Source organism: Limnohabitans sp. DM1, assembly GCF_001269385.1.
Lineage (GTDB): Bacteria > Pseudomonadota > Gammaproteobacteria > Burkholderiales > Burkholderiaceae_C > Limnohabitans_A.
Genome location: NZ_CXOO01000003.1, coordinates 34,792 through 61,511 on the forward strand (window position 1 = coordinate 34,792; position 26,720 = coordinate 61,511).

At 59.1% G+C, this 26,720-nt stretch carries 13 protein-coding genes; 4 read left to right on the forward strand and 9 right to left on the reverse strand.

What is annotated here, in order from left to right:
* Nucleotides 1-207 precede the first annotated feature (207 nt).
* Nucleotides 208-1,836, forward strand: a complete 1,629-nt coding sequence (locus AMM33_RS00510) for a peptide chain release factor 3 (RefSeq protein ID WP_090137913.1) — start codon at nucleotides 208-210, stop codon at nucleotides 1,834-1,836.
* A gap of 113 nt (nucleotides 1,837-1,949) precedes the next feature.
* On the opposite strand, the gene AMM33_RS00515 is transcribed toward AMM33_RS00510, so the two are convergent.
* Nucleotides 1,950-4,139: an OsmC domain/YcaO domain-containing protein gene (locus tag AMM33_RS00515; protein WP_090137837.1), complete on the reverse strand. Its 2,190-nt coding sequence runs from the start codon at nucleotides 4,137-4,139 to the stop codon at nucleotides 1,950-1,952.
* 264 nt (nucleotides 4,140-4,403) lie between these two features.
* Between AMM33_RS00515 and AMM33_RS00520 the strand changes: the two genes are divergently transcribed.
* Nucleotides 4,404-4,670, forward strand: coding sequence for a helix-turn-helix domain-containing protein (locus AMM33_RS00520; RefSeq protein WP_090137914.1), 267 nt, complete (start codon nucleotides 4,404-4,406; stop codon nucleotides 4,668-4,670).
* 2,730 nt (nucleotides 4,671-7,400) lie between these two features.
* Here AMM33_RS00520 and AMM33_RS00525 read toward each other — a convergent pair.
* From AMM33_RS00525 to AMM33_RS00540, 4 genes are all read right to left on the reverse strand, one after another.
* The gene (locus tag AMM33_RS00525) at nucleotides 7,401-8,261 is read right to left on the reverse strand and encodes a hypothetical protein (RefSeq protein ID WP_194945141.1); all 861 of its coding nucleotides are present in this window, start codon (nucleotides 8,259-8,261) and stop codon (nucleotides 7,401-7,403) included.
* A 64-nt stretch (nucleotides 8,262-8,325) separates the two neighbouring features.
* Nucleotides 8,326-12,111, reverse strand: coding sequence for a LysM peptidoglycan-binding domain-containing protein (locus AMM33_RS00530; RefSeq protein WP_090137841.1), 3,786 nt, complete (start codon nucleotides 12,109-12,111; stop codon nucleotides 8,326-8,328).
* A gap of 21 nt (nucleotides 12,112-12,132) precedes the next feature.
* Nucleotides 12,133-12,726: a hypothetical protein gene (locus AMM33_RS00535; protein WP_194945142.1), complete on the reverse strand. Its 594-nt coding sequence runs from the start codon at nucleotides 12,724-12,726 to the stop codon at nucleotides 12,133-12,135.
* A 115-nt stretch (nucleotides 12,727-12,841) separates the two neighbouring features.
* Nucleotides 12,842-13,192, reverse strand: coding sequence for a hypothetical protein (locus AMM33_RS00540; protein WP_194945143.1), 351 nt, complete (start codon nucleotides 13,190-13,192; stop codon nucleotides 12,842-12,844).
* 598 nt (nucleotides 13,193-13,790) lie between these two features.
* On the opposite strand from AMM33_RS00540, the gene AMM33_RS00550 reads away from it, so the two are divergent.
* Both AMM33_RS00550 and AMM33_RS00555 read left to right on the forward strand, forming a co-directional pair.
* Nucleotides 13,791-14,576 (forward strand): HAD-IIB family hydrolase, encoded by a 786-nt coding sequence (locus AMM33_RS00550; protein WP_090137849.1) that lies wholly within the window; start codon nucleotides 13,791-13,793, stop codon nucleotides 14,574-14,576.
* A gap of 76 nt (nucleotides 14,577-14,652) precedes the next feature.
* A complete protein-coding gene (locus AMM33_RS00555; protein WP_090137916.1) occupies nucleotides 14,653-15,801 on the forward strand; it encodes a methyltransferase in 1,149 nt (382 codons plus the stop codon).
* Nucleotides 15,802-16,131: 330 nt separating this feature from the next.
* Here AMM33_RS00555 and AMM33_RS00560 read toward each other — a convergent pair whose 3' ends face one another.
* The 4 genes from AMM33_RS00560 to AMM33_RS00575 all read right to left on the reverse strand — a co-directional run bounded on the left by AMM33_RS00560 (nucleotide 16,132) and on the right by AMM33_RS00575 (nucleotide 25,945).
* Nucleotides 16,132-16,575 carry an REP-associated tyrosine transposase gene (locus AMM33_RS00560; protein ID WP_090137851.1) on the reverse strand — a complete coding sequence of 148 codons (444 nt, stop codon included), beginning with the start codon at nucleotides 16,573-16,575 and terminating at the stop codon, nucleotides 16,132-16,134.
* A 499-nt stretch (nucleotides 16,576-17,074) separates the two neighbouring features.
* Nucleotides 17,075-23,365, reverse strand: coding sequence for an excinuclease ABC subunit UvrA (locus AMM33_RS00565; protein WP_369802376.1), 6,291 nt, complete (start codon nucleotides 23,363-23,365; stop codon nucleotides 17,075-17,077).
* A 534-nt stretch (nucleotides 23,366-23,899) separates the two neighbouring features.
* A complete protein-coding gene (locus AMM33_RS00570; protein WP_090137855.1) occupies nucleotides 23,900-24,097 on the reverse strand; it encodes a hypothetical protein in 198 nt (65 codons plus the stop codon).
* Nucleotides 24,098-24,184: 87 nt separating this feature from the next.
* A complete protein-coding gene (locus AMM33_RS00575) occupies nucleotides 24,185-25,945 on the reverse strand; it encodes an MFS transporter (RefSeq protein WP_090137857.1) in 1,761 nt (586 codons plus the stop codon).
* Nucleotides 25,946-26,720: the final 775 nt, after the last annotated feature.

Genomic DNA, 26,720 nt, shown 5'->3' on the forward strand with positions numbered 1-26,720 from the left:
TGCCAACCGTGGGAGCCCCGCCCCCGGGGCGATGGGTCGTGGTTTGCGGGGCTTTTCGCGACGAGTGCGTCGCTCCTAAAGGGGAATTCACCTCACTCACAGCGCCCGCAAGGCGCCCCCCTTGGCCCGTTAAAATCTCCCCCATCGCGGCCACCCTTGGCCGCCCGCTCAGCACCCCTGCGGTGCCACCCCGATCAGGACCCCCTTGTGACCTATGCCCACGAAACCCGGCGCCGCCGGACGTTTGCCATCATTTCGCACCCCGACGCGGGTAAAACCACGCTGACCGAAAAGCTGCTGCTGTTCTCGGGCGCAATCCAGATCGCTGGCTCGGTCAAGGCCCGCAAGGCCTCGCGCCACGCCACATCCGACTGGATGGAGATTGAAAAGCAGCGTGGCATCTCGGTGGCATCTTCGGTCATGCAAATGCTCTACCGCGAGCACGTCATCAACCTGCTCGACACCCCAGGCCACAAAGACTTCAGCGAAGACACCTACCGCGTGCTCACCGCCGTGGACTCGGCCCTGATGGTGATCGACGCGGCCAACGGTGTGGAAGCCCAGACCCGCCGCCTGATCGAAGTGTGCCGTCAGCGCGACACGCCCATCATCACCTTTGTCAACAAGATGGACCGCGAAGTGCGCGACCCGCTCGACATCCTCGACGAAGTCGAGCGCGAGTTGGGCATGCCTTGCGTGCCGATGACCTGGCCTGTGGGCCAGGGCAAGAGCTTCGGCGGCATCATCAACCTGCGCACGCAGGCCATGACGGTGTTCGACTCTGGCTCTGAACGCCTGCCGCAAGACTTTGAAACCATCCCGCTCTCCGAGCAAGCCCAACTGGCCGAGCGCTTTGGCCTGGAGTGGCAGACCGCCATGGACAGCATGGAGCTGGCCACGGGCGCTTCGCCCGCGTTTGACGAAGCGGCATTTTTGGCAGGCAAACAAACGCCCGTGTTCTTTGGTTCCGGCGTGAACAACTTCGGCGTGATGGAAGTGCTCGACGCCCTGGTCGATTTGGCCCCCGCACCAAAGCCCCGCACCAGCAACCTGCTGGTCAACAAGCAGCCCGTGGTCAAAGAGATCCAGCCCGAAGACAGCGCGTTCTCGGGCGTGGTGTTCAAGGTGCAGGCCAATATGGACGCCAACCACCGCGACCGCATCGCCTTTGTGCGCATGGCCTCTGGCAAATACACCCCCGGCATGAAGCTCAAAGTGCAGCGCACCGCCAAAGAACTGCGCCCCACCAGCGTGGTCACTTTCCTCTCGCAACGGCGTGAAGCGGTAGACGAAGCCTACGCGGGCGACATCATTGGCTTCACCACCCACGGCGGCGTGCAGCTGGGCGACACCATCACCGATGGTGCGAATTTGCAATTCACCGGCCTGCCGTTTTTTGCACCCGAACTCTTCATGACCGTGATCCTGAAGAACCCGCTGCGCACCAAGCAACTGCAAACGGGCCTCGACCAACTCGGCGAAGAAGGCGCGATCCAGGTCTTCAAACCCGAAATCGGCGGCCCCATGCTGCTGGGCGCAGTGGGCCAGCTGCAGTTTGAAGTGGTGCAGCACCGCCTCAAAGCCGAATACGACTGCGATGTGCGTCTTGAAGGCTGCCAGTACACCGGCGCCCGATGGATCACCGCCGACACCCCGGCCGAGCTGCGCGAGTTCACCAACGCCTACCCGCAGCGCATGTCGCTGGACGCGGCAGGCACGCTGGCGTATTTGTGCACTAGCCCCTACGACGTGCGGCTGGCGCAAGAGCGCTTTCCCAAGATCCACTTTCACCCGTTGCGCGAGCATGCGGGCTTGGCGTTGGGCAGCGCGGGGTAATTGCGTTGAGCGTTGAGCGTTGAGCGTGAGCATCGTCAAGCCAACACGGTTGGCTGATCACGCTGCATATCGGGGCTCAAGCCACCGACCTGCGGGGTGACGACGTCAACGATTCAGACTTTGGCCCGCGCCTGATGCAGCTTCCTGTAGCTGTCCAGCAGGCGGTGGTGCCTGTCCAGCCCTTCCAGTTGCATGCTCGTGGGCGTTAAGCCAAAAAAGCGCACGCCGCCCTCCACCGAGCCCATGACGGCGTCCATCCGGGCGTTGCCAAACATCCGGCGGAAGTTGACCGCGTAGTCGTCCAGTTCCAGCTCATCATCGAGCAGCACTTCCAGCACCACGTTCAAGGCCTTGTAAAACAAGCCGCGCTCGACCGAGTTGTCGTTGTACTGAAGGAAGGCCCCCACCAGTTCATGCGCTTCGTCAAACTGTTTCAAAGCCAGATGAATCAACAACTTCAACTCGAGCACCGTCAGCTGACCCCACTCTGTGTTTTCATCGAACTCGATACCGATCAAGGTGGCAATGTCAGAGTACTCATCGAGCTCATTGTTTTCCAAGCGTTCCAGCAGGGCTGACAAGCTGGCATCGTCCAGGCGATGCAAATTCAGAATGTCGGCGCGAAACAGCAAGGCCTTGTTGGTGTTGTCCCAGATCAAATCTTCGATGGGGTACACCTCTGAATACCCAGGCACCAAAATCCGGCAGGCGATGGCGCCCAACTGGTCATACACCGCGGTGTAAACCTCTTTGCCCATGTCTTTGAGAATGCCCAACAAGGTGGCCGCTTCCTCGGCATTGCGGTTTTCACCTTGGCCAGAAAAATCCCATTCCACAAATTCAAAATCTGCTTTGGCGCTGAAAAAGCGCCACGACACGATGCCGCTGGAATCGATGAAGTGCTCCACAAAGTTATTGGGCTCAGTGACCGCGTTGCTCTCAAACGTGGGCGGGGGCAAATCGTTCAGGCCTTCAAAACTGCGGCCTTGCAACAGCTCGGTCAGGCTGCGTTCCAGCGCCACTTCCAAGCTGGGGTGCGCGCCAAACGATGCAAAAACACCACCCGTGCGTGGGTTCATCAAGGTCACGCACATGACCGGGTAGGCCCCGCCCAGCGACGCGTCTTTCACCAGCACGGGAAAGCCTTGCTCTTCGAGGCCTTGAATACCGGCCAAGATGCCAGGGTATTGGGCCAGCACCTCTTGCGGCACATCCGGCAAACAAATTTCACATTCGATGATTTGGCGTTTGACTGCCCGCTCGAAAATTTCGGACAGGCATTGCACCTGCGCTTCGGCCAGCGTGTTGCCCGCACTCATGCCATTGCTGACAAACAGGTTTTCAATCAGGTTGGAAGGGAAGTACACCACCTCACCGTCCGATTGCCGCACATACGGCAGGCAACAGATGCAGCGCGCTGCGTTGCCGGAGTTGGTGTCCACCAGATGCGCGCCACGCAACTCGCCATCGGGGTTGTAAATGTTGCGGCAGTACGCGTCCAGAATTTCAGCGGGCAGCGCATCTTTTTTGCCAGGCTTGAACCAGCGCTCATTCGGGTAATGGACAAACGACGCGTTGGCGATGTCTTCTCCCCAAAAGGCACCCGCGTAGAAATGGTTGTTGTTGAGCCGCTCAATGTATTCACCCAAGGCCGAGGCCAAGGCGCTTTCCTTGGTCGCGCCCTTGCCATTCGTAAAGCACATGGGCGAATGCGCGTCGCGGATGTGCAAGGACCACACATTGGGAATGATGTTGCGCCACGAAGCAATTTCAATCTTGATGCCCAAGCTGGCCAAAATGCCTGACATGTTGGCGATGGTCTGCTCGAGCGGCAGATCCTTGCCCGCGATAAAAGTGTGGGAGTCAGCGCTGGGTTTGAGCGTCAGCAAAGACTGCGCATCGGCATCCAGGTTGTCGACTTCCTCGATGACAAACGTGGGCCCCGCTTGCACGACTTTTTTGACCGTGCAACGCTCAATCGACTTCAAAATCCCGCGCCGATCAACCTCTTCAATGTCGGACGGCAACTCCACCTGGATCTTGAAAATCTGCTGGTAGCGGTCCTCAGGATCGACGATGTTGTTTTGCGAAAGACGGATGTTTTCGGTCGGAATATTGCGCGTCACGCAGTACAACTTGACAAAGTACGCCGCACACAAAGCCGATGAGGCCAAAAAATAATCGAACGGCCCAGGGGCCGAGCCATCGCCCTTGTAACGGACAGGCTGATCAGCGACAACGGTGAAGTCATCGAATTTGGCTTCAAGACGAAGCTTGTCAAGAAAGTTGACTTTGATTTCCATGGCAGATTTTTCAAATGAAGAGGAATGGACCTACCACGGTGCAGTAGAGCGTTCGGATGGGTGATTATCTCTGTATGGGAAATCGGCTTCGGGCGGGCTTGAGGGTCAGAGAGTTACCAACGAAACGGGGTGTAGACCCAACAATTTCTTCAAATTTCAGGCTGCTCAGACATCAATATTTTTTGGCCCCTTATGACTCTTTTTTACTGTTGACCGTGTCGAAAAACATGACTTAAAAGCAGCATAATTTAGTACTTGCCTCCTATGTCATCAAGCACATCCAACACACCCGCTTCAATTCGAGCTTCAGCGCCGCATCAGCAGGTAGGTGCGCGTGAAGTGCTGGCCCTCAACATCATTCGTCTGCGCAAAGACTTGGGATGGTCGCAAGAAGAACTGGCCATCAAAGCTGATTTGCACCGCACTTTCATCGCCCATGTCGAGCGACAAGTGCGCAACATCTCGTTGGACAACGTCGAAAAAATCGCCGATGCCTTGGGTGTTTCGGTCGGGTTGTTGCTGACGATTTGACGCAGCTCTTCTGCCGTGTTCAGCACCCCATCCCCATTTCGGTCCAGCCCCAAGATCGCTTCTTTGCTGCCCACCCATTCGGTCAGCTCCATGAAGCCGTCGTTGTCCACGTCCAGCCGCGTCACGCCTTTTGTGGTGTCTGCTTGCACATCTTCCAAGCTCATGCCTGACGCTTGTTGTGCTTTGCGCGTGATGCCGTTGCCCTCCAGGTCCAGCGTGAGCAGGCTGTAGGTCTGGCGGTTGCTGGCTTCTTGGGCGTCGGCCTGGGCTTTGGTCAGGACGCTGTCGCCTTCTTTGGGGCCGCTCAGGCGGTCCACGTATTGGCCTTCTGTCTCGGTGGCAAAGCCATCGCCCGCCGCCTTTTTGGCCTGAATCTGCGCCCACTCTGTGGCGCCCACGACGGCCCCTGCGTAGCCTGCCATTTCTTTGAACTGTTTGGCCATGTCCTGGTTGGCCGCTGCCGTCAGCTGCTGCGCGCCCGTGCCCGGGTCGTTGAAGCGGATCGCAAAGAAGAAGTTGTCCACGCCGTTGCGGTCAAAGCTGGGGTAGGCCACCACCGTGAGCATGGGCAGGCGGTCCAGCACCAGGTGTGTGCCGTCTTTGGCCGCTTGCGCTTGCAAGTCGCCAATCAGGGCGCTCATGCGCTGGCTGAGCACGTCCGCGCCCATGGCCCAGTTTTGTGTGTCGGTGTCTTTGCCTGTGTTGCTGACCACGGCGCCTGTGAGCTTGCGCGTTTGGTACACCTTGCCGTCCGCATCCTTGAGCAACATGCCCAAGGTGCCATCGGCCAGAGCACCGATTTCCACCGTGCCTGCTGGGGGTGGCTCTGGATATTCAATGCTGCCGCCAAATAGGCTGCCAAACACGATGGAGGCAATGGCCACGGCGATCATGACCTGGGGACCGAAAACGGCAGCGTTACCCATCAACGCAGCGCCTGCATTAGCGATGCTCATGGCGCTGCTGGCAATGGCAAAGGGGTTGCCGCTCTCGAGGGTGCTTTCCAAACTGGCCAAGGCCACAATGCCGCCAGCGACGTTCAAGGCGGTAAAACCTTTGCCCGCATCCAAAAACCCCGTCTGCCCATTTGCACTGAAAGCCTTGGCCACCTCGTTGGCCCCCAGCACGGCACGCGCCGTCAAGGCAATGCGCTGACCGTCACTGGCATCGCCCCAGCTGTCCAATGCACTGATGAGAGACACCGCACCAGAAAACCCGGTACCAATCGCCCCCAGCGTGGGCATTTGGTTGCTGGCAATTTCGGCGTTGTTCACCAACCGAATCAAACTGCCCGCCGCCTGCACCTTGTTGTTCGAGCGCAGCGCTTGTATCAGCTCCAGCCCCGCCAAGCTCACATCCAATGCAGCGGTGTCGCGCTCGGCTTGGCTGTAAGAGATGATCTTGCTGCTTTGCAGCGTCTGCTTGCCATTGACCGTGGCATAGGTGTCTTCTTGGATGTGCCCGTCAGCCGTGGTGCTGTTGATGATGCGTGCCCCGCCCGAAGTGACCAGTTCTTTGCTGGATGCCACGTCTGAGCCTTTGGCCAGGTGGTTCACGGTTTCGGTGACTTGGACGGACTGGCCATTGACGGATTGGCTGCTGGTGCTGCTTTCTGTCGCCAGCACCGTTCCTTGATAAGTCTTGCTGTTTTGACCTGCATCGGTCTGCGTGGTCAGCACGCGCTTGAGCTGTGCAGACTGACCGGGCGCGCCCGCCCATGAAGTGACATCGGTAGTTTTGTCGCCGATGGCCACTTGCAGGTAACCGCCTTTGCCATCGGGGATTTCCAGCTTTTGATAAACACCGCTGGACAACACCACGACCGTGTTGGGATCGCTGGGTGAGACTTTGAGCAAGCGGCTGCCGTTACCCAAGTCTGTGGCTACCCAGGTATCGTTCAATCGGATGGTGGCACCTTTGGTTATTGAACTCAAATCTAGGCCCACTGGTTCGGCGTAATCGACACCCAAAGAACGGGCCATTACCAAGGCATCTTGCGGCACAAATGCAGACAAGGCCCCCATGTATTTTCCGACCACTTCCGATGCAATACCGGGCAATTGATTGAGCCAGCCTTGCGCTTCGGCACGCAACGCTGGGTCTTGCGTGGTCAAAGCCACCTGCCCCACAGCGGTTGCCAACACGCCGCTCATGAAAACCGCATCGATGCCATCGCCGCCCGTAGCGCGAATCTGTTGCCAGACCTTCTCAACGTAAGCTTGCCCATACACCTTGCCCAGCAAATCCATCGGCGCTTGCAGTGTCCAGTTGTTGATGTTCAGGCTGCTGGCTTCAAAGGCATTGGTGTGGAAGTCTTTGGTTTCTGCGTAGTTCAGCTCGCGCTTCAGATACCCCCCACCTTCGTTGTTGGCGACATCAATCATCTTCTGAAGCGTTGCATCAGCCATCTTGACCCTAATCTGGTCAATTTGCGTTGGGCTCAGATTCTTGCAAGCCTGGCTGTCCAGGCCCATCAATGCGGTGCTCTGCAAGAACTGCAAAGCAGACTGCCCGGTGATAGTCTCGCCAGTGGCCACACCCAAGGCCCAACCGGCATAGTTGTAACCCTTGCCATAAAGCGTCTGGTACACCTGCCGCACGGCCTCTACGCCGCCTATTTCGATTTGCTTTTGGTAGGCGATCAACTGCTCTTTACTGATACTTTGGGGCATGGTTTCCTCCTGAATTTTTTTGGTCTTGAATCGGGGTTAAAAGAAATGAATGGCCACATCACCGCTGGGACGATGCAGCCTGGTCTTTGGGGTTGTCGGATGCGGCCTGGGGCTGCATCACAAAGCCCAGCATGGCTTGGGTCACTTTGGCTTGGATGTCTTGCCAATGGGGCAACAAGCCACGGCGGTATTTGAGATAAACCAATGCGTGCATACCGTCATATTCCATACTGAAGTCATGTCCACAAGGGGCTGCCTCATGGCCGACGTTGGAGCAACTGATATAGGTCCGCACACGGCCTTGCTTGTCCTTGGCAACAAACACATCGTTGGCAAATGTCTTGTCTTCACGGGCAGGCAGACCAGATTTGGGCTCCACGCCTTTGAGGGCGTAGACCGTCAAGCCATGCTCGGGTTTGGGCAAGCGCTCGTAGTCATTGCGCCACCAATACACATTGCCATAACCGCATGTGGGCGGCGCAGTCGAAGGCACTAAACAAGAAAACCGCCGATCCAGAAATCCGTCCTTGGGGTAAATCTCGCCACTGGTCACACCAACGCTCAGCCACATCGTGGTGTAGATGGATTGGCTTTTTTGCTCTTTCTCGGTGGCGTAGCTGTCGATCATTTGCATGTCGGGGTAACGTGCATAAAAACCAAAGCTTTTGATGCCTGTGGCCTCCGTGCGTGGCGCGGATTTCTTGCTTTTGCCCCAGCTGGGTTCGCCGTCGTATTCAACCAAGTGCACCGCATAGTGCGGCAAACGCACCGGCAAGCCACCCAGGTTGCCCACCACGTCTTTGCTGCTGTACTGCGCAGCAGCCATCTCTGGCGGTTGAAAGCCCCCCTGCCACAAGCTCGCCAGCTTGAACCATGCTGCAATGCACAGCAGGACCACGATGCCCATTGCGGTCCACACGGTCCATTTCAAACACGATTTTGGGGATGAAGAAAACATATCCATGGGCTTTTTACAAACCGCTTCAGACGCCTATTACCTGCCCGTCCGTGAAGCTCTTTGACCCCGTGTTCACGTTGATGCTCTTCATACCCTGAATGTCATCCATCAACAGCTGCACCGTCGGCGTGATGAGCTGGCGCACCGCAGCATCAAACGCCCGGATGTCCGCTTCGCTTTGGGGCAGTTCTGCACGGTAGCCAGACAAGGCGGCTTGCTGCTCTGGTTGGCGCGGGATGGTGGGGTAAGTTCTGCTGTGTTGATAGAAGCTGCCCACCATCGCCGTAGGGCTCGATTTTCTGAGCCGCATCCACTGATAGCGTATGCAGGGAATGGTTTGCCGCAGGCTGCAGTTGCCCAAGTTCAAGCGCGTCACCCCCTTGGTCGTGTCCCCTTGCACGTCTTCCAGGCTCATGCCTGACGCTTGTTGTGCTTTGCGCGTGATGCCGTTGCCCTCCAGGTCCAGCGTGAGCAGGCTGTAGGTCTGGCGGTTGCTGGCTTCTTGGGCGTCGGCCTGGGCTTTGGTCAGGACGCTGTCGCCTTCTTTGGGGCCGCTCAGGCGGTCCACGTATTGGCCTTCTGTCTCGGTGGCAAAGGCATCACCCGCCGCCCTTTTGGCCTGAATCTGCGCCCACTCTGTGGCGCCCACGACGGCCCCTGCGTAGCCTGCCATTTCTTTGAACTGTTTGGCCATGTCCTGGTTGGCCGCTGCCATCATCTGCTGCGCGCCCGTGCCCGGGTCGTTGAAGCGGATCGCAAAGAAGAAGTTGTCCACGCCGTTGCGGTCAAAGCTGGGGTAGGCCACCACCGTGAGCATGGGCAGGCGGTCCAGCACCAGGTGTGTGCCGTCTTTGGCCGCTTGCGCTTGCAAGTCGCCAATCAGGGCGCTCATGCGCTGGCTGAGCACGTCTGCGCCCAATCCAAAATTTTGGTTGTTTTTTACCAAATTGACCGGCTCTGCCCAGCTCTGGATATCGCTGACCCAGTAACTTTCCAAACTGTCACCCACATCGCGGCTGGCCCAGTACCCACGGTCTTCGCTCGCCGTTTGCGTCTCTTGCCAGATTAGTTTGCCGCTCAAGTTGCGCGTTTGGTACACCTTGCCGTCCGCATCCTTGAGCAACATGCCCAAGGTGCCATCGGCCAGAGCACCGATTTCCACCGTGCCTGCTGGGGGTGGCTCTGGATATTCAATGCTGCCGCCAAATAGGCTGCCAAACACGATGGAGGCAATGGCCACGGCGATCATGACCTGGGGACCGAAAACGGCAGCGTTACCCATCAACGCAGCGCCTGCATTAGCGATGCTCATGGCGCTGCTGGCAATGGCAAAGGGGTTGCCGCTCTCGAGGGTGCTTTCCAAACTGGCCAAGGCCACAATGCCGCCAGCGACGTTCAAGGCGGTAAAACCTTTGCCCGCATCCAAAAACCCCGTCTGCCCATTTGCACTGAAAGCCTTGGCCACCTCGTTGGCCCCCAGCACGGCACGCGCCGTCAAGGCAATGCGCTGACCGTCACTGGCATCGCCCCAGCTGTCCAATGCACTGATGAGAGACACCGCACCAGAAAACCCGGTACCAATCGCCCCCAGCGTGGGCATTTGGTTGCTGGCAATTTCGGCGTTGTTCACCAACCGAATCAAACTGCCCGCCGCCTGCACCTTGTTGTTCGAGCGCAGCGCTTGTATCAGCTCCAGCCCCGCCAAGCTCACATCCAATGCAGCGGTGTCGCGCTCGGCTTGGCTGTAGGAAATGATCTTGCTGCTTTGCAGCGTCTGCTTGCCATTGACGGTGGCATAGGTGTCTTCTTGAATGTGGCCGTCAGCGGTGGTGCTGTTGATGATGCGTGCCCCGCCCGAAGTGACCAGTTCTTTGCTGCTGGCAATCTCGCTGCCTTTGGCGAGATGATTGATGGTTTCGGTGACGTGGGTGGTTTGTCCGTTAGACAACTCCTGAACTTGCTTGATGCTGCTGGACACTAATTGACCAAGCGTATTGCGGGTTTCACTCAAGCGACTGCTGTCGGCGAGCGTTTGTTCATACGTCTTCATCAACGGATTGCCCTGCGCATCAAAGGTTTGCGTCAAGGCCACACCATTAGGTTGAATTTCTGTGGAGAAGCTGCCGATCACCGTGCCGTCGCTGGTCTTGTGCAAGCCACTTGCATTACCGAACGCATCAGATGTGACCACCATGATGTGGTTATCACCCGCTTGGATGATTTGCGTCAGTAAATTGACTTCGGCCTTCGTGGCCGTTTCCACCAAATCCGCCACATCTTCCACCAGCGCGATGAATACACTGTCCGCCACTGCTGTTTCAGGCTTGGCTGTAGCTGCAGAATTTTGGCGCTTGTTTTGAACCCATTCAGGCAAAGCCAGGGTGTTGCCCACTTTCAAATCGTTGATGTTGCCACTCAGCCCTTGCGCTTTGTACGCAGCCGCCACATCGCGGATGAACTGCATGGTTTCGGCATCGCTCAGGCCCAGCGATTGGCCAATTTTCCAAAGGCTGTCACCTTTTTGGATCGTATAGCCCGTTGCTGCATCTCCTGTGCTGGACAAGGGCGAAAAGGTGCCACCTGCGCTGCTGCCTTTGCCCAGCGATGCCGCATCTAAGGGGCCGCCCAATTGGATTTCTGACAAAGTCAATTGACCCGATGCATTGGGCTTGAGGATGGCGTCACTCACGATACCGTCTTTGCCCGCCACGGTTTGTCGCTGCTGGAACACAGCCCCGGTGTCTTTGGACACTTGCGTCACCGTAACTCGCGAGCCTTGTTCGCCAAAGTTTTCCTGGTCAATGCGCTCTAAATTACCGTCTGACAGTTTGCGCCAGTAGTGGCTTTTGCCTGCACCATCGCTGATATGTTGCCCCAGCGGGTCTTTGCCATCGGGGCTGCGCCCTGCTGCTACGTATTGCGAAGCGCGCCAGCCACTGTTCGGGTCAATCACCACAGTGCCCACTGCTTGGATGCGGGGCAGGATGTTTTCAGCAATATCGCCTTGCGTTGTGATTTCGACAAGCTTGCGCTGGTAATCGGCATAAGCCGTTGGCGATGCGGTCGATTTAAAGAATTGGTCCGTCAGCGCTGCTCGGTCGCTGGCCGAGAGGGTACTCACAACACCAGTGCTTTGCGCAAAAATTGTGCGTGTATCTGCTGGCGAAGCATCAATGCCATACCATTCGAGTGTGCCTCGAACGGATAAACCCAAGCCGTAGCGTTGGCCGTTGAACGTGGCCACTTGATGCACGGCTTCGCCTGCGGCCAGTGCCGGTGTACGGTCGAGTTCGTTGAAAGCGGCCTCGGCGGCGGATTTGGAGGTGGTGGAGCCGAAAAATGCACCTAAGCCACTGGCGACAAACTTCAGCCCAAGACCAAGGCCGTTGGAAGTTGTCACAAAATCAGCAGCTGTTTTCCCGACAAGATATCCACCAGCTGCACCAGTACCTTGACCGACGACCCCCACAAACTCTACCGATGCTGCGTCAAACCGCCCAGCCAGTAAATGCTGGCCTACTGCAATGGCATCGTTGGTCAGCCCCAATCCACCACTGAGTTTTTCGATTGCTCCGAAATACTTGACTGAACTGATACCACCAGCAGCTTTTTCTATACCCGCATTGGCAGCATCCAAATCTCCCAGAGGGGTCCAAGTTTCGTTTTTGTTATAGGGCACCACACCAGCCAAGCCATTGAGGTTGGGCAATGCTTGATTGGCCTTTGTGCTCAAAGCATTGATGGCCTTGGTGTTGAATGTCGCGCCTTCAAACGGGTTGGACTGTGAAGATGTTTTGTTGTCGTTTGCCATGATGAAGCCTCCTTGGTTGAATCAAAAATCAAAGTTACGACGAAATGCGTTTCGCAAAACAACAGGCGTAACGTAAACTGAGACCCAAAACGCAAACACTGCACCGGGTATATAAATAGAGCGCCCCAGAAGATTGCTGACCATGAATCGCCCGAGTCTTGAGTTCATGTCGCCAGTTCCATAAATCGCCAAGTAGGCCAACGCGGGCCCGGCAATCAGTGCAAACAGAACTCCGCGGATGCTCGTAAAGGGTTTAATCGGCTCATCTCGTATAAACATCACAACAAACAGCGATATCAGTAACGGCGTCCACACGCCCCACATAACAGCCGCACAAAACCGGTTCGCATCGGCCAGTGGTCCACTGACGTGTTTCAAGCCCAAGCGGTGCACATGCGGGTTCCAACTGGCCATCCAGTCCACATAGGGCACCACTTGTGGGTAGCTATGCAACACATCCTGAGGTGTCAAGATCACAAACCCCATGCAGCAGGCAAACAACAAGCTGAATGCGTAATGATCTAACAATGACTTTTTTTTATGCCCCAACTCTGTCGTCCCACCATGAGTACCTGCTGCAACATGTGGGTCGGATTTTTTTTGAATTTCCGTCACAGCTCTTCCTCTTGCCAAAGTTCTATTGCGCGGGCACCCACGGTTTTTGTCATTCCGCTTGTCCCTTGACTTGATGTCAACTGGATATTCATTCCAAGCCATTGGGCTGACAGCATCACTTGGCCCCTTTCACACCCTGAATGTCATCCATCAACAACTGCACCGTCGGCGCGATGAGCTGGCGCACAGCAGCATCAAACGCCCGGATGTCCGCTTCGCTTTGCGGCAGTTCTGCTCGGTAGCCGGGCAAGGCGGCTTGCTGTTCTGGTTGGCGCGGGATGGTGGGGTGGGTTCTGCTGTGTTGATAGAAACTGCCCACAGTCGCCGTGGGGCTGGATTTTCTGAGCCGCATCCACTGATAGCGTATGCAGGGAATGGTTTGCCGCAAGCTGCAGCTGCCCATGTCCAGGCGCAGGCTGTAGGCCAATTCATCGTGTGCCATGGGGGTGTCGGGCGGTGCCATCATGAATGGCGCCCGGTTGTGCCAATGCCTGCGAGGCGAAAGGGCACCGAACGCAGCGCAAAGGCGGTGGGCTGCATGTTGGCGCACGCGGTCAGGGCCATTGTGCCCAGGGCCAAACCGATGCGTTGAAGCAGGTGGTTCACCGACGGCGGGAACGTAGATTGGATCAATTGAGCGAAATGCATTGAGGGCATCTATGGCAACTGGAATCAGTATCTTAAAAAATTTAGATTTAATTGTGACTCAAAAGCTCAAATAAACAGTTCATAAGTTTTAAAAACATGGGCAGTAGAAACCCTTAATTTGAATGCATGGTCTGTGCTGTAGTCACCCTTGAGCAGCCTTGCCATGCATGTTGATAGGTCGCGCCCTTTGATGTCTTCAATGGCCAAATGGACGATGGTTTACACATCGTGTGCCACGCCCATCGCGCACGGGGTGCGGCTCCTACACCCTGATGCACTCTTCACCTTTTGCTCAAGATTTCAGGCTCAATAGCAAACGGGTATGGCATGATTTGCACCCCTCGGTGAACGGCTTTCACGCCATCCCGGCCCTTACCTTGCATTGGGGCCTCCCTCGTCCAACACACCCACACTGAATGCGCGCCCTGTCCACCTGGCTGCCTGCCACCCGCCCTGTCGGTGTCTTCACCGACATCGACGACACGCTGACCACCGACGGCGCCATCACCCCCGACGCTTTGCAGGCCCTGGCCGATCTGAAAGCGGCGGGGCTGCATGTGGTGCCGATCACCGGGCGGCCGGTGGGCTGGAGCGAGCCCTTTGCGGCCAGTTGGCCGGTGGACGCCATCGTGGCCGAAAACGGGGCGTTGGCGCTGCAACATTCGGCCAGCTGGGGTTTGCGCAAGCTGTATCAGCAAGACGCGGCCACGCGCAGCGCCAACTTCATCCGCATGCAGGCGGTGCTGGCGCAGATTGAAGGCAGCGTGCCGGGTGCACGACGCTCACAAGACAGCGCCGGGCGCGAGACCGACATCGCCATTGACCACAGCGAATTCACGCACATGCCCCAAAGTGCCATCGACGCGGTGGTGCGCACGATGCAGGCGGCGGGCATGACGGCAACGGTGAGCAGCATCCACATCAACGGCTGGTTTGGCGCGCACAGCAAACTCACCGGTGCCCGCTGGATCGTGCGCGAGCTGTGGGGCCGCGATCTGGATGCCGAAATGGACCGCTGGGTTTATGTGGGAGACTCGACCAATGACCAGGTGATGTTTGAGCACTTTGCGCACAGCGTGGGGGTGGCCAACATCCGGCGCTTTGAGCCGCAGCTGACGCACCCGCCGCGCTACATCACACCCAGCGAACGCGGCGCGGGCTTTGCCGAGCTGGCGCGGCATGTATTGAGCGGCCTGGCCTGAACGACTTTCTTATCCCCCTGCGCGAGCCTTTGCGCGACAACCACCCCCGACAGGACTGCGCATGAACGCCCCCACTATGTTGACCTGGTCTGAACAAGACGCCGAGCACTCGGCCCTTTGGCGCTCTGACCAGGCCCTGCCCGCCCGCGTGGTGTTGGCAGATGACACACTGTCCGCCGACAGCGCTTACCGGCTGGCCTGCGCGGGCACGGGTTTGCTGTGGCGTGGCGATTTTCAGAACGCGCGCCAGTTGCTGCAGGCCTTGTCGCGGCGCATTGACAAGCCCAAAAAAGCACGCGCCAAAAAACCGGCACCCGATGCGCAGCCCTTGCCCGGTACGGCCTTTCACGCTCACCGCCAGGCGCAAGCCCAGCGCACACGCGTACTGAGTCAGATCTTGATCGAGTTGAGCGGCGACTACAGCATCAACCTGCGCCGCGCACCGGACGTGCGACAAGTCTGTGTGCAAGCCTTTGGCCCGACCAATGGCCAAACCAGCGTGATTTCTTTGCGCGCCTTGCAGGGGGTGATTGGCGCTTTTGAGTGGCGCAAGAATGGCGTCGAGTTGCCCGCATTGGGCGAGGGGCTGCGCATTCACCCGCATTACGGCGTGTTTTCACCGGTGCGTGGCGAGTATGTGGCGCTGGTGGCCAAGGCGCCCTTGCCTGCGGCGCTGAAGGATCATTCGGTGGCTTTTGACATTGGTGTGGGCACGGGGGTTTTGTCGGCGGTGCTGGCGCGGCGCGGCGCCCAACAGGTGGTGGCCACCGACATGGCCGAGCGGGCACTGGCCTGCGCCCGCGACAACCTGCAGCGCCTGGGCTTGCAAAACCAGGTGCAGCTGCTGCAGGCCGATTTGTTCCCGCTGGGCCAAGCGGCTTTGGTGGTCTGTAACCCGCCGTGGCTGCCCGCACGCCCGACTTCGGTGCTGGAACAGGCGGTGTATGACGAAGGCAGCCAGATGCTCAAGGGCTTTCTGGCGGGCCTGAAAGCGCATTTGTACGAAGGCGGCGAAGGCTGGCTGATTTTGTCGGATCTGGCCGAGCATTTGGGCTTGCGCACACGCGAGGCTTTGTTGGGCTGGATTGCCGATGCCGGGCTGCAAGTGCTCGGCCGCACGGACGTGAAGCCTGTGCACGGCAAATCGCAAGATGCCACCGACCCGCTGCATGCAGCGCGTTCGGCCGAAATGACGTCGCTGTGGCGGCTGGGGGCGGCGGGTTGATCTTCGATAGATGCCAGCAAGCGTGACCATGCCGAACTCCGATGGATCGGACCCCATGATGGATGTGGTCTGCGAGTGCACCTTCGCGGCGAGGGCGCCGCTCCTACAGCGGGCCGCATTTTGTAGGAGCCCCGCCCTCGGGGCGATGGTTGGTGGTCCGCGAGGGCTTCATCGCGGCGAGGGCGCCGCCCCTACAGCGGGCCGCATTTTGTAGGAGCCCCGCCCTCGGGGCGATGGTTGGTGGTCCGCGAGGGCTTCATCGCGGCGAGGGCGCCGCCCCTACAGCGGGCCGCATTTTGTAGGAGCCCCGCCCTCGGGGCGATGGTTGGTTCACAACCAAATAGCATCCCAGTGCGGGTATTGGCCGACACGCTGGACCAAACCGGCACGCACGGGATTGGCGATCACATACCGCGCCAAGGCGGGCAAATCTTCTTCTTTTCGAACGGCATGGTCGTGAAAACCTTTTTGCCATAAGGACACGCCAAGTTTCCTGGCGCTGACGGACTTGACGCCCGCCATACAGCGCGACAAATCGGTGCTCGCCCCCAGTTGCATGAGCCAATGCAAGTGATCAGGCATGACCACAAATGCCAAGGTGTCCGCATGCTGTAATTGGCTTGCTTGTTGCAGGCATTGGATCAGGCAACGTGCAGCCTGAAAATCATCAAACACCGGTTGACGATCCACCGTGACCGTCGTGAGCAAATAAATTTGCCCAGTTTGCGTGTGTCGGCCTGTTCGCAAGCTGCTTGATCGAGGCTTGTTGTCCATCTTGTACCTCCCTGCCTCAAATTATCGAAGCGGGGGTGATTCCCCTGCAAGCGCCATTTGAGGGGTTCCCGCATGTATTTGCAGTAGCCATGCAACTGGACACCGTGGAGCCGCGTCCCCGGGGCGATGGTTGCTGGTCCGCGAAGGCGCTTCATCACGGCGAGGGTGCCGCTCCTACAGCGGGTCTCATTTTGTGGGAGCCCCCATCAAGGGGGCGCATTTTGCGCCCCCCCCAAATACAGAGGATCGCATTTTGTAGGAGCCACGCCCTCGGGGCGATCGCTGCTGATCCGCGAAGGCTTCATCGCGGCGAGGGCGCCGCTCCTACAGCGGGTCTCATTTTGTGGGAGCCCCAATCAAGGGGGCGCATTTTGCAGGCGCCAAAATACAGAGGATCGCATTTTGTAGGAGCCCCGCCCTCGGGGCGATCGCTACTGGTCCGCGAAGGCTTCATCGCGGCGAGGGCGCCGCTCCTACAACGGGCCGCCCCCCCCACTGCTCAAACCCGCGCCAACACCGGCGCCAGCGCCTTGCCGGTGTGGGTGCCCAACAGCACCAAGGCTTCGGGTGTCATGGCCGCCACGATGCGGCCGCCCGCATTGCCGCCTTCCGGCCCCAGGTCGATCACCCAATCGGCTTCGGCGATCACGTCGAGGTCGTGCTCGATCACGATCACGCTGTGACCGGCGTTGACTAGGCGGTGCAGCACGCTGATGAGTTTGTCCACGTCGGCCATGTGCAGGCCCACCGTGGGTTCGTCCAGCACATACAAGGTGTGTGGGGCCTTGTTGCCGCGCTTGCCCACTTCGTCGCGCACTTTGGTGAGTTCAGTCACCAGCTTGATGCGCTGGGCTTCGCCGCCGCTCAGGGTCGGTGAGGGCTGGCCCAAGGTGAGGTAGCCCAGCCCCACGTCTTTGAGCAACTGCAGCGGGTGCGCGATGCTGGGCATGGTGGCAAAAAAGTCCACCGCCTCGTCGACTTCCATCTGCAGCACATCGCCAATGCTTTTGCCGCGCCAGGTCACGGCCAAGGTCTCGGGGTTGAAGCGGGCACCTCGGCAGGTCTCGCAATGCACTTTCACGTCGGGCAAAAAGCTCATCTCGATGGTGCGCATGCCCTGCCCTTCGCAGCTGGGGCAGCGGCCTTCACCGGTGTTGAAGCTGAAGCGCCCGGCCGCGTAGCCTCGGGCTTTGGCCTCCAGGGTTTCGGCAAACAGTTTGCGGATCGTGTCCCAAAAGCCGATGTAAGTGGCGGGGCAAGAACGCGGGGTTTTGCCGATGGGGGTTTGGTCGACTTCGAGCACGCGGTCGATGGTTTCAAAGCCTTGCACATCGCTGCACGCGGTCAAAGCCACGCGTTGGCCGGCGTCTTGTGCGGTACGGCCTGCAAATGTGGAGCGCTGACTGACCAGGGCCTGGACATTGGCCAGCAGCACATCGCGGGCCAGGGTGGATTTGCCGGAGCCACTGACACCGGTGACGGCGACCAAGCGCTTGAGGGGCACTTGCACATCGACTTGGCGCAGGTTGTGCAGGTTGGCACCGGTGAGGGTGAGCCACTGAAGTGTGGGCGCTTCGGGCGTTGCTTCCACAGCGGGTGGGGCCGCTTTCTTTTTGCCCTTCACTTTGGCTGATGCGGTCGCAGTCTCGACGGCGCTGGCGTTAGCGGTTTGCAAAGAATTGGGATCTGACCCCAATTTCCCCACCGCCTCTGCGTGGGGCGCTGGGCTGGGCGACGATTTTGGCGTACCCCCGCCGTATGAGGAGCCCAGCTCAGCGCCACACGCAGAGGCTTTCACCACACGCCGCACTTGCATCGGATGCTTCATCGCATGCAGCAAATAGCGGCCGGTTTGAGAATCGGCAGACGCGGTGATATCGGCCACCGAGCCTTGCGCCACCAAGCGGCCGCCGCGTTTGCCCGCACTCGGACCAATGTCGATGATGTGGTCGGCGCGGCGGATGGTGTCTTCGTCGTGCTCCACCACCACCAAGGTGTTGCCCTTGTCGCTCAGGCTTTGCAAAGCGTTGAGCAAAATCCGGTTGTCGCGGGCGTGCAGGCCAATGGTGGGCTCGTCCAGCACATAGCACACGCCCTGCAAGTTGCTGCCCAATTGCGCGGCCAGGCGAATGCGCTGCGCCTCGCCTCCCGACAGAGTGGGCGCACCCCGGTCGAGCGTGAGGTAACCCAAACCCACTTCTTCCAAAAACTCCAGGCGACTTTGGATCTCTGGCACCAAGTCGCGGGCGATGTCGGCGTCGCGACCGGTGAGATGCAACTTGTCCACCCAATGCCGCACATCGGTGACGGACAAGCTGGCGATGTCGGTGATGCGCCAGCCTTGGCCCGGCGCAGAGCCCAGGCGCACGGCACGGGCCGTGGCGTTCAGGCGAGTGCCTTCGCAAGTGGGGCAAGCCACATTGGCCAGGTCTTCGATCTCCGGCTCGGCAAAGCTTTGCTCGCGGCCTTTGTTCTTGTCATCTTGCACCGAATCGTCAAACACCAAGCGCTCGTCCTTGCTGAGCTTGACGCCCGTGCCCACGCAGTCGGGGCACCAGCCGTGTTTGCTGTTGTACGAGAACAAGCGCGGATCGAGTTCGGCATACGAGGTGTCGCAAGCCGGGCAAGCGCGCAGCGTCGAAAACACGCGGTGCTGACCGATGCGGGCGGTGGACTCGCCGCTGAACATGGCTTCGCGCAAGCCGTCCAAATCGCTCAGCACATGCACCACGCCTTTGCCGTGTTCCAGTGTTTTGGTCAGGGCTTGGCGCAGAGCAGTTTCGTTGGTGGGCAGCACATCCAGACTGGCCACAGGCAACTCGATGTTGTGCTCCTTGAATCGGTCGATGCGCGGAAAACCTTGTGTGGGCAAAAAGTCACCATCGACGCGCAAGTGCGTGTAGCCACGCGGACGCGCCCAATCGGCCAGCTCGGTGTAAACACCTTTGCGGTTGACGACCAACGGGGCCAATAAACCAATGTGCTGACCGCGGAACTGCGTCATCAGCTGCGCGATGATGCTGTCGGGTGTTTGGGGCTGCACGGGCGTGTTGTCGTGCACGCAGTGCTGAATGCCCAGCTTCACATAGAGCAGGCGCAAGAAATGCCAAACCTCGGTGGTCGTGCCCACGGTCGATTTGCGGCCGCCGCGCGAGAGCCGCTGCTCAATCGCCACAGTGGGCGGAATGCCATAGACCGCATCGACTTCAGGGCGGCCTGCGGGCTGCACGATGGAGCGGGCGTAGGCGTTCAGGCTTTCCAGATAACGGCGCTGGCCTTCGTTGAACAGGATGTCAAAAGCCAACGTGGATTTGCCGGAACCACTCACGCCAGTGACCACGTTGAAGCTGCCACGGGGGATGTTGACGCTCAGGTTTTTGAGGTTGTGCTCTTTGGCGTTGACGATCTGGATGTTGTTGTTCAACACAGGCGCACGCCGAGCAGCTGGGGCAATTGAGCTTGCACCAACCCCGCCACGAACCTTTGCCAGCGAGGCTGCGGTGTCAGCGGGTGACGATTTTGGCGTACCCCCGCCGTATGAGGAACCCGATGACACCGCAGCCTCGCCCCCACCAAGGTACACATCCGCACTCGACCGCTCAGCCACCCCCAACACCTCGCCCATAGAAGCCGCGTACTCGCGCAGCGCCAGCCCCGTGTGCGATGTGGGGTGCTGCCGCACATCGTCCGGCGTGCCCTCGGCCACGATCAGGCCCCCGGCATAACCGCCCTCAGGCCCCAAATCGATCAGCCAATCGCTGGCGCGGATCACGTCCAGGTTGTGCTCGATGACAATGAGCGAGTGCCCCGCTTCGAGCAACTTGCGCAAAGCCCGCATGAGCTTGGCGATGTCGTCAAAGTGCAGGCCCGTGGTCGGCTCGTCAAACAAAAACAGCGTGCCTTTGCGCGCCAAACTTTGGCGACTCTTGGATGCGCTCTTAGCCGCCTCGGCCAAAAAGCCCGCGAGCTTGAGGCGCTGCGCCTCACCGCCCGACAAGGTGGGCACAGGCTGGCCCAGCTTCACGTATTCCAGGCCCACATCGACGATGGGCTGCAGGGCGCGGATCACGTCGCGGTCTTGCGCAAACAAAGCGGCGGCTTCGCTCACCGTCAAGTCCAGCACATCGGCCACATTCAGGTGGCGCGGCTGCGCCTGGCCCAGAGCCTGGCGCTCGACGGTGATCTCCAGAATTTCGGGGCGATAGCGCTTGCCATCGCAGTCAGGGCAGCGCAAATACACATCGCTCAAAAACTGCATCTCAACATGCTCAAAGCCCGAGCCGCCGCAAGTGGGGCAGCGGCCATCCCCACCGTTGAAGCTGAACTTGCTGGCGGTGTAACCGCGCTGGCGCGAGAGCGGCGCGGTCGCAAAAATTTCGCGGATCGCGTCCCACGCGCCCACATAGCTCACCGGGTTGGATCGTGCGGTTTTGCCGATGGGCGACTGGTCCACGAACACCACATCGCTCAGGTGGTCGGCACCCAGCAGGCGGTCGTGTGCGCCCGGGGTTTCGGTGGCTTTGCCAAAGTGGCGCATGAGCGCCGGGGCCAGCACGTCCTGAATCAAACTCGATTTGCCCGAGCCGCTCACGCCGGTGATGGTGACCAGGCGCTGCAGCGGAAAGTCCACGCTGATGTTTTGCAGGTTGTGCTCGCGTGCGCCTTCCAAAATCAAGCGCGGCGTGCTGTCGGTGACCATGCGCTTGAAGCCCAGGCCCACTTGTTTGCGCCCACCCAAATAAGCACCCGTGAGCGTGTCGGCATTGCGCAAGTCGGCGGTCGTGCCGTCAAACACGATCTGCCCGCCGCGCTCACCGGGGCCAGGGCCCATGTCGATCATGCGGTCGGCGGCCATCATCACAGCAGGATCGTGCTCGACCACGACCAGCGTATTGCCCGCGTCGCGCAGGCGGTGCATGGCCAAGGTGATGCGGTGCATGTCACGCGGGTGCAGGCCGATGCTGGGCTCGTCCAGCACGAACAAGGTGTTGACCAAACTGGTGCCCAAGGCGGTGGTGAGGTTGATGCGCTGCACTTCGCCGCCGCTGAGCGTGCGGCTTTGGCGGTCGAGGGTGAGGTAACCAATGCCCACGTCGCACAGGTATTTGAGGCGGGTGGTGATTTCTTCCAGCAGCAGTTGCAGGGCTTTTTGTTCGGCGCTTGCGCCTTGGTTTGTTGCCTTCGTGGTTTCTTCTGAGAGGCAGTCTTCAGCAGATCGTTTTTGTCCGGTGGTTTCTGCGGAGGTTCGGTCTGCATCAGAGCGGGGGGCGGGCTCCTCATACGGCGGGGGTACGCCAAAATCGTCGCCCGCCCCCCGCTCTGACGCAGACCTTGTGGTCGATCGAGCGTCTTGAGCCCTCTCTGTCGTTGTTGCTGTTGCTGCTGTTGCTGTCGCTGCCTGTGCTTCTGCTTGTGCGCGCCCTACGGCTTCGGCCGGGGATGGGCTGGGCGACGATTTTGGCGTACCCCCGCCGTATGAGGAGCCCAGCCCATCCCCGGCCGGAGCCTCCCCCAAAGTGCTCAACAACCCAGCAACCGAAAAGGCCTCCTCAGCCCCTAAAGACGCCTGACCCGACGCCGACACCCGGTCAAAAAACAAACGCAAACGGTCGAGCGGCATGATCATCATGTCGTGCAAGCTCAAACCCGGCAGCGCCTCGAGTTGCGCACGCGACCACTTCACCCCCGCGGGCATGAAGCGTTTTTCCACCTGCAAAACCCCATCGGCATCCGAGTGGCTGCCAATGCGCCAGAGCAAACTCTCGGTCTTCAAACGCGCACCTTGACACGTCGGGCACTCGGTGTAACTGCGGTACTTGGACAAGAGCACCCGGATGTGCATCTTGTAGGCCTTGCTCTCCAGGTACTCAAAAAAGCGCTTGACGCCATACCACTGGTGGTTCCAGCGGCCCTTCCACTCGGGCGAACCGTTGATCACCCAGTCTTGCTGGGCTTTCGTCAACTTGTCCCACGCCGTGTCGCGCGGAATGCCTGCGGCCTCGGCGTGGCGCATCAGGTCGTCCTGGTTTTCTTGCCATGCGGGCGTTTGCAGCGTCTTGATGGCCCCGGCCCGCAAAGTGAGCTTGGGGTTGGGAATGACCAGGCCGTAGTCCACGCCGATCACGCGCCCAAAACCCCGACAGGTCTCGCACGCACCCACGGCCGAGTTGAAGGAGAACATCGACGGGATCGGGTCGGTGTAGCGCAAATCGCTGTCCGGGCAATGCAAGCCCGTGGAAAAGCGCCAGATGTCAAAGGCGGGCTCGGAAGAAGAATTGGGATCTGACCCCGATTTTTCCACATACACATTCAGGCGGCCGCCGCGTTTGAGGGCCACTTCGATGGCTTCGACCACGCGGGCTTTTTCGGCCTTGCCCAAACGGAAACGGTCGGCGATCACGTCGAGCACTTTGCGCGGGCCGGTGGGGGTGGCCACTTCGCGCTCGGCCTGCACCTTGGTGAAGCCGCTGGCCGACAACCATTGTTCAACCTGCTCGGCGCTGGTGTTGGCGGGCAGCTCGACAGGGAAGGTCAGAAACAGGCGCGGATCACCTGCTTGCGCGGCACGCTGGGCCAGTTCGGCGTAAATCGTGTCGGGGTTGTCGTGGCGCACGGGCTGCGCGGTGTCTTTGTCAAACAACTGACCCAGGCGGGCGAACAACAGCTTCAGGTGGTCGTTCAGCTCGGTCATGGTGCCCACGGTGGAGCGTGAGCTGCGCACCGGGTTGGTCTGGTCAATCGCAATGGCCGGGGGCACACCTTCGACCTTGTCGACGGCCGGTTTGTCCATGCGGTCCAGAAACTGGCGGGCGTAGGCACTGAAGGTCTCCACATAGCGGCGCTGGCCCTCTGCGTACAGCGTGTCAAACACCAGGCTCGACTTGCCCGAGCCGCTGGGGCCGGTGACCACCGTCAACTCGCCCGTGCGGATGTCCAGGTCGAGGTTTTTGAGGTTGTGCTGACGGGCACCACGGATGCGGATGAGACCTTGGGACATGGACGGGCTTAATGGGGTGGAGGCCAAACATTCTAGGGCCGCACGAATAACCCCCTGTGAGCCAGCCCTGCTGCTGATTCGACACGCTATGGCCCACAAGCCATCGCCAGCAGGGCTGGCTCCTACAACAATGCAGTCATGGGACAAAGGTTAACGTGGGCGTTGGGAGCTTTCCCCTGTGGGAGCTTGCCCTGCAAGCGATCAATCCTCGTAGGACTACCAACCTCGCCATCGCCAGCAGGGCTGGCTCTTGCAAAAAAGAAAGCCACGCGATGGCGTGGCTTTCATGGGTTGGCATCTGACGGTGGTCAGGTGCACAGACCTTGCTTACTTGGCAGCGCTGGCGTCAGAAGCCGGTGCAGCAGCAGGGGCTGTTGCAGCGGGTGCAGCGTCCTTGGCGGGTTCCACATGCACAGCGTCTGCGCCGTGTTTTTCACCGCTCATGTCCAGGCTGTCGCCGCCTTTACCGATCACGTACAAAGCAATGGCCGCAAAGACCGCAAAACCAACAGCAATTTTCCACATAGTTCATCTCCAAACAAAAAAGGGCCTCCACAGAGGGAAGGCCCAGAATTTAGCACCCGAGTCACCCCGGGTTGCTTACAAAACAGATCAGTCGTCTGCGTAGATGTCGTTGTCTTTGGTTTCCTTGACGAACAAGCCACCAATCACGACGGTTGCACCGGCGATGATGATCGGGTACCACAAGCCGTTGTACATGTTGCCGGTCTGGGCCACGATCGCGAAGGCGGTCGTGGGCATCAAACCACCGAACCAGCCGTTACCAATGTGGTAAGGCAAGGACATCGATGTGTAACGGATGCGGGTGGGGAACATCTCAACCAGCATGGCGGCGATCGGACCGTAGACCATGGTCACCAACAACACCAGGTAAGTGAGGATGATGATGACAGTGACCTTGTCGAACTTGGCCATGTCGGCTTTGGCAGGATAGCCAGCGGCCTTCAGGGCGGCGTTCAGGTTGGTGCCCAACAAAGTGGCTCCTGCGGTCTTCTCGTTGCTCAGGTCTTTGACAGACTTGGTGGCAGCTTCGATGGCCTTGGCATCTTTGGGTTCAGCTGCGTTCAGAGCCGCCAGCTTTTCCTCGGCCTTGGCCTTGGCAGCTGCAATGTCTTCAGCGGAGTACTTGACGTTCACAACCGTCTCGCCGACTTTGATCACTGCAGGGGTGCCCGCAGGCGCTGCAATGTTTTCGTAAGACACAGAAGCGCCAGCCAAACGCTGTTTAGCGATGTCGCAAGAAGAGGTGAACTTCTTGGTGCCTGTGGGGTTGAACTGGAACGAACACTCGGCTGGGTCGGCAGTCACCGTCACCTGAGCCGACTGCTGAGCAGCGTACAGGTCTGGGTTGGCCGCTTTGGTCAAAGCCTTGAACACGGGGAAGTAAGTGACAACAGCCAACAAGCAACCGGCCAAGATCAGTGGTTTACGACCGATTTTGTCCGACAGCGTGCCGAAGATCACGAAGAACGGTGTGCCGATGATCAAGGAGATCGCGACCATGATGTTGGCTGTGGCGCCGTCCACTTTCAAGGCTTGTGTCAAGAAGAACAAAGCGTAGAACTGACCGGAATACCAAACCACGGCTTGACCCATCACCAGACCAAACAAGGCCAGGAGCACGATCTTCAGGTTTTTCCACTGGCCGAAAGATTCGGACAGTGGGGCTTTGGAAGTCTTGCCTTCGGCTTTCATTTTCACGAAAGCAGGCGATTCGTTCATGCTCAAACGGATGTAGACCGAGATGATCAGCATGATCACCGAGACCAGGAACGGAACGCGCCAGCCCCAATCAGCGAAGGCTTCTTCGCCGATGATGGTTCGTGTGCCCAGGATCACCATCAGCGACAGGAACAAGCCCAAAGTCGCAGTGGTCTGGATCCAGGCGGTGTAAGCACCACGCTGGCCCGCTGGGGCGTGCTCGGCCACATAAGTGGCAGCACCACCGTACTCACCACCCAAAGCCAAACCTTGCAGCAAGCGCAAGCAGATCAGGATGACGGGAGCGGCCACGCCAATGCTGGCGTAGTTGGGCAAGATGCCCACGATGAAGGTCGAAACACCCATGATCAGGATGGTGACCAGGAAGGTGTACTTGCGGCCGATCATGTCGCCCAAACGGCCGAACACCAGCGCGCCGAATGGACGCACGATGAAACCGGCAGCAAACGCCAAAAGCGCGAAGATGAAGGCAGAGCCTTCGTCCAGACCGCTGAAGAATTGCTTGGCGATGATGGCGGCCAATGAGCCGTACAAGTAAAAGTCATACCATTCGAAAACGGTACCCAGAGAAGAGGCAAAAATTACCTTCTTCTCTTCCGCCGACATCGGGCGGGGTGCGGTTGTAGCCATAAAGCTGTCTCCAAAAAAGAGTCCCCAACACGAGAACTTGCGCCGATTCTTGATGCTGGCACTTGCCCCTGTCTGACAGGCAACCAACACGGGCTTACATACCGGGTACTAACCCTTGAAACTTATTCCACATTGCGGGAAATGCCCGAATATCAAGGGTAATCCCCCGGTTCTATTTGAAGCCCGAAATCCGTCGCCAATGACTGCGGGCCAAAGGCCAGAGTGTCGATGCCAGCAAAACGGAATCAATGTCATGCCCTGCCAACCGACCCCTAAGCACTGGCTACGACATGCGACGCGGGGACCTGTTGATCCGGCCCTGTGTAGTTTGCAGGGGGACTTCAATCTTGCACCTTGTGGGCGCTAGCCCTGCTGGCGATCAGACGCTTGTGGACCACAGGCTTTTCGCTTGGCTGGCAAGCTCCCACAAAATCCTCCCATCGGGCAACACACGGCTCAGACTTCATCGGGCCGAATCTATAACTTTGCCCCACTTCAACCATGACAAAGGCGCCAACGACTTTCTCACGGGGCCAAAAGGGCCAGGTCTGAACTGCTCGCCTCCACCGATTTACGCAAAAGTGTCTAACTGCATGCCTTGCATGGACGCAAGACGGGCGGCAAATGGCGCATCCCAAAACAACGATTGCGCTGGGACGTGCTGGACGCGTTTTCACGAGTGCAGACAGCATCTGATCTGCACAAGTGGAGCAGCTTACGGGCATTGGCTCTGGGGTATTGCTGCAAGGTTTCGGCTCTGAAGCCCAGCATGATT

What these genes read in the sequence shown, in the direction of transcription:
- AMM33_RS00540 (WP_194945143.1), bottom strand. Translation starts at nt 13,192, where the DNA reads ATGATGGCACCGCCCGACACCCCCATGGCACACGATGAATTGGCCTAC.
- AMM33_RS00550 (WP_090137849.1), top strand. Translation starts at nt 13,791, where the DNA reads ATGCGCGCCCTGTCCACCTGGCTGCCTGCCACCCGCCCTGTCGGTGTC.
- AMM33_RS00560 (WP_090137851.1), bottom strand. Translation starts at nt 16,575, where the DNA reads ATGGACAACAAGCCTCGATCAAGCAGCTTGCGAACAGGCCGACACACG.
- AMM33_RS00515 (WP_090137837.1), bottom strand. Translation starts at nt 4,139, where the DNA reads ATGGAAATCAAAGTCAACTTTCTTGACAAGCTTCGTCTTGAAGCCAAA.
- AMM33_RS00555 (WP_090137916.1), top strand. Translation starts at nt 14,653, where the DNA reads ATGTTGACCTGGTCTGAACAAGACGCCGAGCACTCGGCCCTTTGGCGC.
- AMM33_RS00565 (WP_369802376.1), bottom strand. Translation starts at nt 23,365, where the DNA reads ATGGACAAACCGGCCGTCGACAAGGTCGAAGGTGTGCCCCCGGCCATT.
- AMM33_RS00570 (WP_090137855.1), bottom strand. Translation starts at nt 24,097, where the DNA reads ATGTGGAAAATTGCTGTTGGTTTTGCGGTCTTTGCGGCCATTGCTTTG.
- AMM33_RS00520 (WP_090137914.1), top strand. Translation starts at nt 4,404, where the DNA reads ATGTCATCAAGCACATCCAACACACCCGCTTCAATTCGAGCTTCAGCG.
- AMM33_RS00575 (WP_090137857.1), bottom strand. Translation starts at nt 25,945, where the DNA reads ATGGCTACAACCGCACCCCGCCCGATGTCGGCGGAAGAGAAGAAGGTA.
- AMM33_RS00530 (WP_090137841.1), bottom strand. Translation starts at nt 12,111, where the DNA reads ATGGCAAACGACAACAAAACATCTTCACAGTCCAACCCGTTTGAAGGC.